At 64.1% G+C, this 13,085-nt stretch carries 10 protein-coding genes; 5 read left to right on the top strand and 5 right to left on the bottom strand.

Translation table 11 applies throughout. The features are described from left to right. Nucleotides 1–20 precede the first annotated feature (20 nt). From ACN9MZ_RS14710 to ACN9MZ_RS14695, 4 genes are read left to right on the top strand one after another with little or no spacing between them, the layout of a single operon-like run. Entirely contained in the window at nt 21–1,091 is a 1,071-nt protein-coding gene (locus ACN9MZ_RS14710) for a phosphotransferase (protein WP_426342829.1), read from the top strand. 9 nt (nt 1,092–1,100) lie between these two features. Further along, nucleotides 1,101–2,333, top strand: a complete 1,233-nt coding sequence (locus tag ACN9MZ_RS14705; RefSeq protein ID WP_426342828.1) for an acyl-CoA dehydrogenase family protein — start codon at nt 1,101–1,103, stop codon at nt 2,331–2,333. A gap of 41 nt (nt 2,334–2,374) precedes the next feature. Beyond that, nucleotides 2,375–6,805 carry a PAS domain-containing protein gene (locus tag ACN9MZ_RS14700; protein ID WP_426342827.1) on the top strand — a complete coding sequence of 1,477 codons (4,431 nt, stop codon included), beginning with the start codon at nt 2,375–2,377 and terminating at the stop codon, nt 6,803–6,805. Continuing rightward, nucleotides 6,802–7,731: a diguanylate cyclase domain-containing protein gene (locus ACN9MZ_RS14695; RefSeq protein ID WP_426342826.1), complete on the top strand. Its 930-nt coding sequence runs from the start codon at nt 6,802–6,804 to the stop codon at nt 7,729–7,731. The genes ACN9MZ_RS14700 and ACN9MZ_RS14695 overlap by 4 nt, the downstream gene beginning before the upstream one ends. On the opposite strand, the gene ACN9MZ_RS14690 is transcribed toward ACN9MZ_RS14695, so the two are convergent. The 5 genes from ACN9MZ_RS14690 to ACN9MZ_RS14670 form a co-directional block, all read right to left on the bottom strand. Next, nucleotides 7,722–8,180, bottom strand: coding sequence for a MaoC family dehydratase (locus ACN9MZ_RS14690; protein WP_426342825.1), 459 nt, complete (start codon nt 8,178–8,180; stop codon nt 7,722–7,724). The two genes, ACN9MZ_RS14695 and ACN9MZ_RS14690, sit on opposite strands and share 10 nt — an antisense overlap. Further along, complete coding sequence (locus ACN9MZ_RS14685) at nt 8,180–9,304, bottom strand: acyl-CoA dehydrogenase family protein (RefSeq protein ID WP_426342824.1); 1,125 nt, start codon at nt 9,302–9,304, stop codon at nt 8,180–8,182. Before ACN9MZ_RS14685 ends, ACN9MZ_RS14690 begins: the two co-directional genes overlap by 1 nt. A 9-nt stretch (nt 9,305–9,313) precedes the next feature. Continuing rightward, nucleotides 9,314–10,504: an acyl-CoA dehydrogenase family protein gene (locus tag ACN9MZ_RS14680; RefSeq protein WP_426342823.1), complete on the bottom strand. Its 1,191-nt coding sequence runs from the start codon at nt 10,502–10,504 to the stop codon at nt 9,314–9,316. A gap of 54 nt (nt 10,505–10,558) precedes the next feature. Further along, nucleotides 10,559–11,191 (bottom strand): PEP-CTERM sorting domain-containing protein, encoded by a 633-nt coding sequence (locus ACN9MZ_RS14675; protein ID WP_426342822.1) that lies wholly within the window; start codon nt 11,189–11,191, stop codon nt 10,559–10,561. A gap of 90 nt (nt 11,192–11,281) precedes the next feature. Continuing rightward, the gene (locus ACN9MZ_RS14670; protein ID WP_426342821.1) at nt 11,282–11,902 is read right to left on the bottom strand and encodes a PEP-CTERM sorting domain-containing protein; all 621 of its coding nucleotides are present in this window, start codon (nt 11,900–11,902) and stop codon (nt 11,282–11,284) included. 339 nt (nt 11,903–12,241) lie between these two features. On the opposite strand from ACN9MZ_RS14670, the gene ACN9MZ_RS14665 reads away from it, so the two are divergent. Then, nucleotides 12,242–13,084, top strand: a complete 843-nt coding sequence (locus tag ACN9MZ_RS14665) for a GIN domain-containing protein (protein WP_426342820.1) — start codon at nt 12,242–12,244, stop codon at nt 13,082–13,084. Nucleotide 13,085: the final 1 nt, after the last annotated feature.

Genomic DNA, 13,085 nt, shown 5'->3' with positions numbered 1-13,085 from the left:
ATCGTTCGAAAGGAGGCATTATGTTCGAAGAATTCATGGGCACCAAGGCAGTGTCGGAGCGCCACCGTTTCGACACCGCCGCACTGGACGCATACCTGCGCCAGTACGTGGAAGGCTATCCGCAAGGCGAATTGAAGGTCGAGCAGTTCAAGGGAGGCCAGTCGAATCCCACCTTCAAACTGACGATCGGCGGCCAGCAGTATGTCCTGCGCACCAAGCCGGCTCCGGCGGCCAAGCTGCTGCCATCCGCCCATGCCATCGAACGCGAATTCCGCGTGATGGACGCGCTGCACAAGGCAGGTTTCCCGGCCGCCCGCCAGTACTGCCTGTGCATGGACGAAGAAGTGATCGGCCGCGCTTTCTACCTCATGCAATTTGTCGAAGGCCGCGTGCTGTGGGATCAATCCCTGCCCGGCATGACGCCTGCAGAACGTGCTGCGATCTACGATGAACTCAATCGCGTCATCGCGCAGCTGCACACCATCGACTACAACGCCATCGGGCTTGGCGATTACGGCAAGCCGGGCAACTACTTCCAGCGCCAGATCGAACGCTGGAGCAAGCAGTACAAGGCAGCCGAGACCGAAACTATTGAAGCGATGGACCGGTTGATCGCCTGGCTGCCCGCCAACATCCCGCCCGGCGAGGACACCTCGATCGTGCACGGCGACTACCGCCTCGACAACATGATCTTCCATCCCACCGAGCCGCGCATCCTAGCAGTGCTGGACTGGGAACTGTCGACGCTCGGGCACCCGTTTGCGGACTTCAGCTACCACTGCATGAGCTGGCACATCGAGCCGGGCAAGTTCCGCGGCATCGCCGGCCTGGACCTGAAGGCGCTCGGCATTCCCTCGCAGCGCGAATACATCGCGCGCTACGCCGAACGCACCGGCAAGGCGATCCGCCTGGAGGACTTCAACTTCTACCTCGCCTTCAATATGTTCCGCCTGGCCAGCATCATGCAGGGCATCATGAAGCGCTACGTGGACGGCACGGCATCCAGCGCACAGGCACTGGAATCAGGCAAGCTGGCGCGCCCGATGGCGGCCATGGGCTGGGCCTACGCCCAGGGCAAGGCAATCGAATAAGGAATCGGCATGGACTTCGACTACTCCCCGCGCACAAAAGAATTGCAGGCGCGCCTGCTGGCCTTCATGGACCAGCACATCTACCCGAACGAGAAAGCCTTCCATGAGGAGGTGGATCGCAACGGCCGCGAGAAAGGCAACCGCTGGATTCCCACCGAGCTGATTGAGCGCCTCAAGCCGCTGGCCCGGGACCAGGGCTTGTGGAACCTGTTCCTGCCCCGCTCCAGCCGCGCTCCGGAAGGCCTGTCCAACCTCGATTACGCGCCATTGTGCGAAATCATGGGGCGCGTACCGTGGGCGTCCGAGGTGTTCAACTGCTCCGCACCCGACACCGGCAATATGGAAACGCTGGAGCGCTACGGCACGGAAGAACACAAGCAGCGCTGGCTGGAACCGCTGCTGCGCGGCGACATCCGCTCCGCCTTTGCGATGACCGAACCGGCGGTGGCCTCGTCCGATGCGACCAATATCGAAACGCGCATCGAGCGCGACGGCGACCACTACGTGATCAACGGCCGCAAATGGTGGATCTCCGGCGCCGGCGATCCGCGCTGCCAGGTGTATATCGCCATGGGCAAGACCGATGTCAGCGCCCCGCGCCATGCGCAGCAGTCGATGGTCCTGGTGCCGGCCGATGCGCCGGGCCTGACGGTTCTGCGTCCCTTGCCGGTCTTCGGCTACGATGACGCGCCGCACGGCCACTGCGAAATGGTGTTTGAAAACGTGCGCGTGCCAGTTTCCAGCATCCTGCTGGGCGAAGGGCGCGGCTTTGAAATCGCCCAGGGCCGCCTCGGTCCGGGCCGTATCCATCACTGCATGCGCGCCATCGGTGTCGCCGAGCGTGCGCTGGAGTTGATGGTGCAGCGCCTGACCTCGCGGGTTGCATTTGGCAAGCGGCTATCGGACCAGGGCGTGTGGCGCGAACGCATCGCCGAATCGCGCATCAGGATCGATACCGCGCGCCTGCTGACCCTGAAAGCGGCCTACATGATGGACACGGTCGGCAACAAGGTCGCCCAGTCCGAGATCGCCATGATCAAGGTGCTGGCGCCCAATGTGGCGCAACAGGTGCTGGATTGGGCGATCCAGGCCCACGGCGCGGCTGGCGTATCGGACGATTTCCCGCTGGCCTACCAGTGGGCGGGCAACCGCACCCTGCGCCTGGCCGACGGGCCGGATGAAGTGCACCGCAACGCCATCGCCAAACTGGAGATTGCGCGCTTCTCGTCCACGACAAGCTAAGCTATCATCATCCTGCAGTCACTTTCCCGAAAGGACGTGCCGTGCAGGATGAATCCAGCAAGCCCTTGCCACCATTGCGGTCGCAGATCGCACTGCTGGCCGCGGCCTGCGCCGCGCCGGCACTATTGGCGGTGGCGCTGTTGCTGGTGTATTTCCAGCAGCGCGACTTGGGCCGCGCCGAGCTGCAGGTCCAGCGCATCGAACGCGCGGCGGCCGCCATCGTGGACCGCCAGTTGCTGGCCGCCGAAGCTGTGGCTCTCGCGCTGGCCAGCAGCCCCAGCGCCCGTAGCGGCGACCTGGTGGCCCTGCGCAGCCAGGCAAGCGGCGCCCTGCCGCCAGCCTTGCCCTACCAATCCCACATCCTGTTCACCGAAAACAGCGCGGCACAGCTCATGGCCGGCAATGCGCTGCCGGTCGACCGCGCCGCCAACGCGGCCCGCATCAGGTTCGCGCCGAATGCGCGTTCCGCAGTCAGCCTGCTGCGCGCGAACGGCAAGGAGCCAGCCCACCTGGCGGTCGACGTACCGATCCAGCGCGCCGCCAAGCCGCCCGCCACCCTCAGCGTCCTGCTGCCCGGCGATGCGCTGGACAAGGTAGCCGAGGAAATGCAGTTTGCCCCGGGCGCCGTGATCGCCGTACTGGCGCCCGACGGCAAGCTGGTGGCCCGCAGCCACGACGACGGCCGGGCCAGCGGCGAGCCTGCGGCCGACGCCTTGCATGGCCTGCCGCTGCAGGTCGGTTACCTGCGCGGTGCAGCCAGCCCGTGGAGCGTGGCCGTGGCCTCGCCAAGGCCGGAGGCGCTGCTTGCTTTCGACGGCCTGTTCTTCGCGGTGTTCGCCGTGCTGGCGGCGCTGGTATTGGCCGGCTTTGCCGCAGCTGCCCTGGCTGCGCGCCGCATCGCAAGCTCGATCGATGCCCTGCACGCGCCGGCCCAGGCGCTGGCAAGCGGCGCGCCCATCGAAGCGCCGCGCGCATCCTTCCAGGAGGCGAAGCAGATTGGCGACACCCTGCTGCGGCTCGACCGCGACCTGACCCGCCATCGGCAAGACCTGGAACGCGTGGTCGAAGAGCGCACGCAGCAACTGGAAAATTCCAACGCCCTGCTGGAAACGATTTACGCCACGGCGCCAGTGGGCCTGAGTTTTGTCGATACCCGCCTGCGCATCCTGATGATCAACGACTACCTCGCCTCGATGAACGGACTGGCGGTCAACGACCATATCGGGCGCCGCTTCGATGAAGTCATCAGCGACCGCAGCATGGTGGCCCAGGTGAACCAGGCCTACCGCCGGGTACTCGCCACAGGGGAGGCGGTGCCGAACACCGAGATCTGCGGCACTACCGCTTCGCGCCCCGGCCGCAGCAACCATTTCATTGCCGGCTATTACCCGGTCTTTGGCGCCGACGGGGCGATGGCCGGCATTACCGCCGTGCTGATGGATATCACCCAGCAGAAGGAGTCGGAAGCGGCGCTGCGCCAGTCCAAGGCCCTGTTCAAGTCGGTGCTGGAGAACATGCCGGCCATGGTGTTCGTCAAGGATGCCCAGCACCTGCGCTTTGAACTGCTCAACCGGCAGGGTGAACTGCTGCTTGGCCGGCCGCGCGAGGATTTGCTCGGCAAGAGCGACCGCGATTTCTTCCCGCCGGAGCAGGCAGCGGCTTTCGTGGAAGCCGACCGCAAGGTGCTGGCGTCGGAACAGGTGATGGAAATACCTGAAGAAGCGGTACGCATCGCCGCCGGGGAAATGCGCTACCTGACCACCCGCAAGGTGGCCCTGCGCAACGAACAGGGCATCGCCACCCACCTGCTGGGCATCTCGCTCGACATCACAGACCGCAAACGTGCCGACGAAGCCTTGCAGCAAACCTCCCTGAGCCTGGCGCGCAGCACCAGCTTCCTGCATACAGTGACGGAAAACCTGCCGGGCCTGGTGGCTTACTGGGACGCGGAGCTGCGCTGCCATTTCGCCAACAAGTACTTCCTGGCCTGGTTCGGCAAGACGCTGGAGCAGGCCATGGGCGAACCCATCGGCAACGTGCTGCCAGGCGCGTTGCTGGAACAGATCCGGCCGCACATCAATGCCGTGCTCGATGGCAGTCCGCAGCACTTTCTGCGCGAGCTGGAACTGCCGACAGGCGAGCCGCGCTATGCATGGATCAACTTCATTCCGGACCGCGGCGAAGCGGGCGCCGTGCGAGGCTTTTATGCCCTGGGCTCGGATGTGACCGAACTAAAGCGCGGCGAATTGAAATTGCAGGAGCTGAACGAACAACTGATGCGCGCCCGCGACCGGGCGGAAGCCGCCAGTCGGGCCAAGAGTGAATTCGTGGCCAACATGAGCCATGAGATCCGCACGCCGATGAACGCCATCACCGGGCTGGCGCGCTTGCTGGAAGAAGCGCCGCTGGAACGGCGCGAGCGCAGCTACGTCAGCAAGATCCAGCTCGCGACGCAAAGCCTGCTTGGCGTGGTCAATGACGTGCTGGACTTCTCCAAGATCGAGGCCGGCCAGCTGCAGCTCGAGCAGGCGCGCTTCAACCTCGAGCAGTTGCTGGCCGCGACGGCCGTGCTGGTGGCAAACGGCGCCTGGGACAAGGGCGTGGAACCGGTGTTCGACATCGCTCCTGCGCTGCCGACGGAAATGGTGGGCGATGCGATGCGCCTGCAGCAGGTGTTGCTCAACCTCCTGAGCAATGCCATCAAGTTTACCGAGCGGGGCGAAGTCGTGCTGACGGTACGCGAGGCGCCAGGCAGCGCCAATTCGCTGATGCTGGAATTTACCGTGCGCGACACCGGCATCGGCATCCCGGCCGAACAGCAGCCCCATATGTTCGACGCCTTTTCGCAGGGCGACAGCAGCACCAGCCGCCGCTACGGCGGCACGGGGCTGGGCCTGGCCATCGCGCGCCGCCTGTCGGACTTGATGGGCGGGGTCATCGCCGTGGAAAGCACGCTGGGCCGGGGCTCGACTTTCCGCTTTACCTGCCCCCTGCAGCGCGTTGCCGGCAGCGGGCCCCGCGCAGCAGCAGCCAGCCTGCACGGGCTCAACGTACTGGCTGTCGACGATAACGCCAGCGTGCGCCAGGTGCTGCAGCAGGCCGGCAACGCCATGCAATGGACGACAACCACCCTGGCCACCGCCGCCGAGGGCCTGCAGGCGCTGCGCCAGCACCGCTTCGACCTGCTCCTGCTCGACAACGCAATGCCCGCCACCGACGGCATCGCCATGCTGGTGCAGGCGCGCGACGAAAACCTGGCATTGCCCAAGGTCGTGTTGATGGCGCCGGAACGCTCCAGCGACGATTTGCAGCAACTGGCCGACAGCCTGCAGATCGACGCCGTGCTGGCCAAGCCTTTCACACCATCGCGCTTGTTCGATGCCGCCCTGGCCGCAATCACAGGCATCAACCAGCCGGAGCACCGAAGCAGCCAGGCGGCGCTTTCCGGCAGACTGGCCGGTATGCACGTGCTGCTGGTGGAAGACAATGAGATCAACCAGGAAATGGCGCGCTACATCCTGCTCCACTGCGGTGCGCAGGTCGAAGTAGCGTCCAACGGCGAGATCGCGCTGGACATGCTGCGCGACGACCCGCAACGTTTCGATGCGGTACTGATGGACTTGCAGATGCCCGTGATGGACGGCTACCGCGCCACCGAAGCGATTCGCTCCATGGGCCTGCGCAGCCTGCCCATCATCGCCATGACCGCCAACGTCATGCCGGAAGACCGCATCCGCGCCATCGAGGCAGGCGTCGACGCGCATATCGCCAAGCCGATCGACGTCGACGAAATGATCGCTACCCTGAGGCGTCTCGCGCCCCTCCACCCGGAGCTGGCGAACGGTCCATCGGCCGCACCCCCCGCTGAGCAGCGCAAGGATGGCCGTCCGTCCACGGTGCCCGGCATCGACCTGGAAGCTGCATTGCGGCGCGTGGCCGGCAACTATGCGGCCTTCGCCGGCCTGCTGAAGCGCTTCGAGAATTCGCAGGGCGACGCCGTGCGCGAAGTGCGCGATTGCCTGGCGCAGGACAAGCGCTACGCCGCCACGCGCGTGCTGCACCGGCTGAAGGGCGTGGCCGCCAACCTCGGCGCCACCGATGTGGCGCGCCTGAGCGCCCAGGCCGAGAGCGCTGTCGCCGAAGGGCAGGACAGTTCCGCTGCAGCCCTGCTGCTGTCGCTTGAACAGGCACTGGCCGTGGTGATCAACGCCGCACGCGAATTGCCGGCGCCGGTGCATGCCGCCGCCGGCAGCACGCCCGTGTCCAACTGGCCGCAAGCCCTGGGCGACTTGCAAATGCTGCTCCGGAACAGCAATATGCGCGCCCTGGCGGCGTTCAAGGCGCTCACCCCTATCTTCGAGCAGCGCTGCCCGGACCTGCTGCCCGGCTTGGCCAATGCCATCGAAACGCTCGACTTCAGCAACGCCGAACAACGGCTGCAGGAGATCATGAAACGGGAGGAAACCGCATGACATGGACCGACCAGGCGCACAATGGGCGCCTGCTGATCGTCGATGACGCCATGGAGAATATCCAGATCCTCAACCACGTGCTGGGTGAGGAGCATGAAGTCTTGTTCGCCATGAATGGCGAGAAGGCGCTGGAGCTGGCGCACCAGCACCAGCCCGACCTGATCCTGCTGGACGCAGTCATGCCCGGCATGGACGGCTACGAAGTATGCGCCGCCTTGCGCGCCGCATCGGATGTGCGCGATATTCCGATCATCTTCGTCACTGCGCTGACCACGCCCGAGGACGAGACCCGGGCGCTGGAAGCGGGCGCGGTCGACTTCATCACCAAGCCATTCAATGTTGCCGTGGTGCGCGCCAGGGTGCGCACGCACCTTACACTGAAACGCCAGTCCGACGCCATGCGCGAGCTGACCCTCACCGATGCCTTGACCGGTGTCGCCAACCGCCGCAGCTTCAACGAAGCGATCCAGAACGAATGGCGGCGCTGCGCCCGTTCGGCCACGCCGCTATCGGTGATCATGATCGACATCGACTATTTCAAGCTTTATAACGACGCCTACGGCCACCTGGCCGGCGACTCCTGCCTGAAGCAAGTGGCCGACACCATGCTGCAATGCGCCGGCCGTTCGCCTGACCTGCTGGCGCGCTACGGCGGCGAGGAATTCGTCATCCTGCTGCCCCAGGTCGACGCGCAGGGCGCAGAAACGGTGGCCGAGCGCATCCTGGCCAGCGTGCGCGCGTTGGCGATCCCGCACCGCATGTCGTCGGCCGGCGACACGGTAACGGTCAGCCTGGGCGTGGCCACTCTGCTGCCGGGCAAGGGCGGCACCCCGGATGCGCTGGTGCGCTGCGCCGACAACGCCCTTTACCGGGCCAAGAAAGATGGCCGCAACCGCTATTGCGTCGAGGTTGGAGATCAGGGGTAGCGGCGCATCAGGAATTCCGCCACGCAGGCTGGCTTTTCGCTGCCCTCGCATTCGACCGTGACTTCCCATGCCAGCTGATGGCCGCCAGCCACTGCGCTGATGCTGCGCAGCACGACATGGCCGCGCACGCGGCTGCCGACGGGGACCGGCGCCGGGAAGCGCACCTTGTCCAGGCCGTAGTTCACGCCCATGCGCATGTCTTCCATGAACAACGCATCTTGCAGCAGCCCGGGCAACAATGACAGCGTCAGGAAGCCGTGCGCCACCGTGCCGCCATAGGGCGATTCAGCGGCGGCGCGCGCCGGATCGGTGTGGATCCACTGTTCGTCGTTGGTGGAAACGCCGAAACTGTCGACACGCTCCTGCGTGATGTCGACCCAGCCGGAGACGCCGACTTCCTGCCCCACCAATGCTTCCAGTTCCGCCACGTTACGTACCAAGCGCGCCATTAAGCTGCCTCCTTGAATCCCGGCTGCGCGATGAAGCGTTCCAGGTGATGATCTGCGTCGCCCAGCGTGATCTCGATCATCGCCAGTCGCTTGAAATAGTGGGCGGCCGGCAGTTCGTCCGTCACGCCCATGCCGCCATGCAGCTGCACCGCCTGCTGGCCGACAAAGCGTGCAGCTTGCCCTATCCGCGCCTTGGCGGCTGAAACCACGCGGCGGCGCTCTTCGTCGTCGGCCGACCCGGCCCTGGCCGCCGCCAGCATGGCCATCGAGCGCGCCTGCTCGAGGTGGATGAACATGTCAGCCATGCGGTGCTGCAGCGCCTGGAATTTCCCGATCGGTGCGCCGAACTGCTGGCGGGTTTTCAGGTATTCGAGCGTGGCGGCAAAGAGCGCGTCCATGGCGCCGATGGCTTCCGCGCAGAGAAGCGCAGCGCCATAGTCGGTGGCCGCCTCGATCAGCGGCCAACCTTGGCCCTGCGCGCCGAGCAGCGTGCCTTGCGCGTCCTTGAATTCCACCGTTGCGGCGCGCTGGCCGTCGATGGTCCGGTAGTCGGTGACCTGCACACCTGGCGCGTCGCGCTGCACCAGGTACAGCGAAATGCCGTCAGTATCGCGCTGGGCGCCGCTGCTGCGTGCGGAGACGATCACGGCGCCGGCCTGGCCGCCGTGCAGCACCACCGTCTTGCGGCCCGAGATGCGGCCAGCGCCGGCGCCGTCGGTCACCAGGATGTCGTTCAGCGCGTGTCGCGAGTGCTGCTCGCCGAGCGCGCATGCCAACTTCAGCTCGCCGGTGGCAACGCGCTCCAGCAAGTCGTCCTGGCCTCCCGCCAGCTTGAGGAACTGCGCCCCCAGCACGGTGGCGAAGTACGGCTCGACCACCAGGCCGCGACCCAGTTCCTGCATCACGACCATCATGTCGACCGCGCTGCCGTTGAAGCCGCCCTGCTCCTCCGGCACCGGCAGCGCCAGCATCCCCAGTTCCACCAGCGTAGCCCAGGCCTGGCTGCAAACACCGGCCTCCGAGTGGATGATCTTCTTGCGCGCCTCAAAGCTGTAGTCCTTGTCGACCCAGCGGCGCAGCGCATCGGCAAATTGTTGTTGCTCTTCGTTGAAGCTGAAGTCCATGCCGCCTCCTTACAGTCCCAGGATCATCTGGGTGATGATGTTCTTCTGGATTTCGTTCGAGCCGCCGTAGATCGAAGTCTTGCGGAAGTTGAAATAAAAGGCCGCCAGGGGCGACGCCTCGTCGTCACCGGCCAATGCATGTTCGCGCTTGCCATCGAGGTAATCCGGATCAAAGGGCAAGGATTGCGGGCCCAATGCTTCGACCATCAGCTCCGTCAGCATTTGCTGGATCTCGGAGCCACGCACCTTCAGCACCGAAGCCTGCGGCCCGGGGCCATGCGCTTCCTGCGCAATGGTGCGCTGCACGGTGACCTCCAGCGCCATCAATTCGATTTCCAGGTTCGCCACGCGCGCCGCGAACAGCGGGTCCTCGAGCAAGGACTTGCCGTTCTTCTGCTGCTGGTTCGCTAGCTTTTTCAGGAACAGCAGTTCGCGCCTGGAGCGTCCCACCGCCGCAATACCGGTGCGCTCGTGGCCGAGCAGGTACTTGGCGTAAGTCCAGCCCTTGTTCTCCTGGCCGACCAGATTCGCAATCGGCACACGCACGTTGTCGAAGAAGACTTCATTGATCTCGTGATCTTCATCCAGCATGATGATCGGCCGTACGGTGATGCCGGGAGCCTTCATGTCGATCAGCAGGAAGGAAATGCCTTCCTGCTTGCGCACGTCCTGGTCGGTACGCACCAGGCAGAAGATCATGTCGGCGTGCTGGCCCAGCGTGGTCCAGGTCTTCTGTCCGTTGACGACGTAATGGTCGCCCTGGCGCACCGCCGTGGTTTTCAAGGACGCCAGATCGGACCCTGCGCCCGGCTCGGAATAGCCCTGACACCACCAGTCGGTGCAATCGAGGATGCGCGGCAGGTAATAGGACTTCTGCTCCGGGCTGCCGAAGGCCATGATGACAGGCGCCACCATGTTGATGCCGAAGGGCAGGATGGGTGGGGTGCCGGCAATTGCGCACTCCTCTTCCCATATGTGGCGCTGGGTGGCATCCCAACCCGGGCCGCCGAATTCGGTCGGCCACGCCGGTGCAGCCCAGCCTTGTTTGGCGACGATCTTATGCCAGCGCACAAAATCTTCGCGCTTCAGGCGAAGGTGCTTGCGGACTTTGGTTTGCAGGTCGGCGGGCAGGTTCGCTGCCAGGAATGCCCGCACTTCAGCGCGAAAGGCCTCATCCCTGGCAGAGTAGTTCAAGTCCATGCTGTCTCCTTGAATTGGTCGCGCCAGCAAAATAGCACGACCGTTTCAAAGAGTCTACAGCGCTTTGCGCCTCCGCGCCACAAAGCCAATCAGGCCCAGGCCCGCCAGCAACATGGCATATTCCCCAGGCTCGGGCGCCGGCGAAACAGCGACTTCACGACCGAACATGGTCAGGTTGGAAAAGTCGGGATGGGCTTGATTATTTCCCGTGAACCAGCCGATATTCCAGGTGCCGCTCAGGGTCTGGCCGGCATTGATGTCCAGGTTATCGAACAGGAAGGCACCGGCACCGTTTGCAGCCTTGAGCGACAGCACCAGGTCCAGCGAAACGCTTTGCGCGCTGGTATTGGTGACGGTCCAGGTGCCGGTCTTGCCGTCCCCTGCATCGAAGCTGAAATTCAACGCGTTAAACAGGCTGAAGCCCGTACCGGAACCACCTTCGTGCTTGCCCAGCAAGGTCCAGTCGCCGCTGCCGAAGCTGTCGAAGGTGGCGCCCATGCCGCTGGTGTTGCCACTCAGGCCCGCCTGAGGATTCCAGCCCGAGGTGAAAACGAAGGCGTCGGCGCTTTGCGCGTCGAGCGTGACATCGTCTGCGGAGGTATTACCGATAGTTGTAGCGCCGAAGGCGCTTGCCGCCAGGAGCATGCTGCTGGCAGCCAATGCAAACTTCTTTGCAATTGGTTCCATTCCGATTCCCCTTCTGGTGAAGTTAAGACTGCCACTTCAATGTAGCGGTTTAGCGACCTCGACGGCGTTCATTACCTTTCCGAAATATAGCTACTCCGTGCCGCGCCGGCGGGCAAGCAATCCAAGCATGCCAAGCCCCACCAGCAGCATGCCGTATTCGCCAGGCTCAGGCAGGGCCGACACGTCGCGCCCAAACAACGCGAGGTTGGAAAAGTCCGCATACGCGTTGTTGGCCCCCGTGAACCATTCGCTGCGCCAGGTACCGTTCAGGGTCTGCCCGGCGTTGATGGCCTGGTTATCGAACAGGAAGCCCGCGCCAGCATCGGCTGCGTGCATGGCGAAAACAAGGTCGAGCACCATGTTCGCGGCGCCCGTGTTGTGCACCGACCAGTTACCCGTCGTGCCGCTGTTCATCGCGAAACCGAACTGCAGCACGCCCATATTGCCGAAGCCGGCATTAAGGTCGTACTTGTCGAGCAAGCTCCAGGCACCGCTGCCAAACGCATCGAAGGCGGTACCAAATCCGCTGGTGTCGCCGTTCACTCCTGCATGCGGATTCCAGCCAGCGGAAAAGACAAAGGCATCCGAATCGAATCCACCGAGCGTGACGTCATCGGCCGATGTATTGCCGACGCCAGTCGCGCCCAAAGCGCTTGCCGCCAATATCAGGCTGGTGGCAGCCAAGGCCATCTTTCTTGCAATTGCGCACATGATAAAGCCCTCCTCTCTGAAAAAGACCGAACCTTTCAACAGCTTAGGTAGGCCGGCGTTGGAGGGGTTTGTGGGGGCACAAGCTTGGGCTGGCCGAAAAAGCACGGACATGCAAAAGAAACGCCGCAGATGGCCTATCCGCGGCGTAAATAAGGGGTATTAACTAGATTATTCTCAGCAGCGGGGCTGCCGGGCCGGCGGGATGCCGACACTTTCATATTATCAATTTTTGCAACTCAACACTCAATTTCTGCATTTCGTCGCATTCCCGCCATATGCAACCGCGGTGGCCGATAGGATGCTCTCATCCAAACTGGCTCGCACAACAAGGACACCACCATGCGCACCAAGCTCACCCTCGCCGCCATGATCTCCCTCACCCTGGCAGGCTGCGTCGTCGTGCTGAACGACAGGAGCGACTACGTCAAGGGCAACGGAACGACCGTCACTGAAACCCGCGACATCGCTAGCGCCACCGGCCTGCGAATCGAGAACCGCCATCGTGTCGATATGGATGTCGAAGTAAAGGTAGGCGGCGCGCCATCGCTGGTGATCGAGGGCGACAACAATCTGGTGCCGCTGGTGCATACCGAAGTGCGCGGCGAAACGCTGCGCGTGTGGACGGAAGAACGCCTGGACAGCCGCAAGCCGATCCACGTGCGTTACACGGTCCAGCGCCTGGACAATCTGGAATCGAGCGGCTCCGTGCGCACCGAGGTGCAAGGCCTGGCAGGCGGACCGTTGACCATTTCCCACACAGGCTCCGGCTACCTCGAATTGCGCGGCCGTGTCGAGCAGCTGGATTTGCGCCACGCCGGCTCGGGCCAGTTGTATGCGGACGGGTTGGAAAGCAAGTCGGCGGTGGTGGAGATGGTCGGTTCGGGACGCGTGAACATCGGCTCCGTACGCGGCCATGTCTTGCGCGTAACGTCATCGGGCTCGGGCAGCTTCTACGCGCGCGGCATCGTGCACGCGCTTGAGGTGCAGGTGCAAGGCTCGGGCAGCGCCCAGCTGAACGACTTGCGCGCCGACGAAGCCAACATCACCAGCAACGGCTCCGGCGGCGTGCAAGCCTGGGTCCAGCACAAAGTCGACGCCCGCGCCAACGGTTCCGGACGCATCGCCGTCACCGGCAACCCATCCCAGCGCAGCCTGTACGGCCGCAATACCTCGATCCAATAAT

This window comes from Pseudoduganella sp. S-14, from assembly GCF_049913285.1.
In the GTDB taxonomy this organism is placed as follows: Bacteria; Pseudomonadota; Gammaproteobacteria; order Burkholderiales; family Burkholderiaceae_D; genus Rugamonas.
Note: the sequence above shows the minus strand (reverse complement) of the source record. Positions and strands in the feature narration are given on the sequence as shown.

Coding starts and splice junctions, on each gene's coding strand:
- ACN9MZ_RS14695 (WP_426342826.1), top strand. CDS start 6,802: ATGACATGGACCGACCAGGCGCACAATGGGCGCCTGCTGATCGTCGAT.
- ACN9MZ_RS14670 (WP_426342821.1), bottom strand. CDS start 11,902: ATGTGCGCAATTGCAAGAAAGATGGCCTTGGCTGCCACCAGCCTGATA.
- ACN9MZ_RS14675 (WP_426342822.1), bottom strand. CDS start 11,191: ATGGAACCAATTGCAAAGAAGTTTGCATTGGCTGCCAGCAGCATGCTC.
- ACN9MZ_RS14680 (WP_426342823.1), bottom strand. CDS start 10,504: ATGGACTTGAACTACTCTGCCAGGGATGAGGCCTTTCGCGCTGAAGTG.
- ACN9MZ_RS14665 (WP_426342820.1), top strand. CDS start 12,242: ATGCGCACCAAGCTCACCCTCGCCGCCATGATCTCCCTCACCCTGGCA.
- ACN9MZ_RS14685 (WP_426342824.1), bottom strand. CDS start 9,304: ATGGACTTCAGCTTCAACGAAGAGCAACAACAATTTGCCGATGCGCTG.
- ACN9MZ_RS14705 (WP_426342828.1), top strand. CDS start 1,101: ATGGACTTCGACTACTCCCCGCGCACAAAAGAATTGCAGGCGCGCCTG.
- ACN9MZ_RS14690 (WP_426342825.1), bottom strand. CDS start 8,180: ATGGCGCGCTTGGTACGTAACGTGGCGGAACTGGAAGCATTGGTGGGG.
- ACN9MZ_RS14710 (WP_426342829.1), top strand. CDS start 21: ATGTTCGAAGAATTCATGGGCACCAAGGCAGTGTCGGAGCGCCACCGT.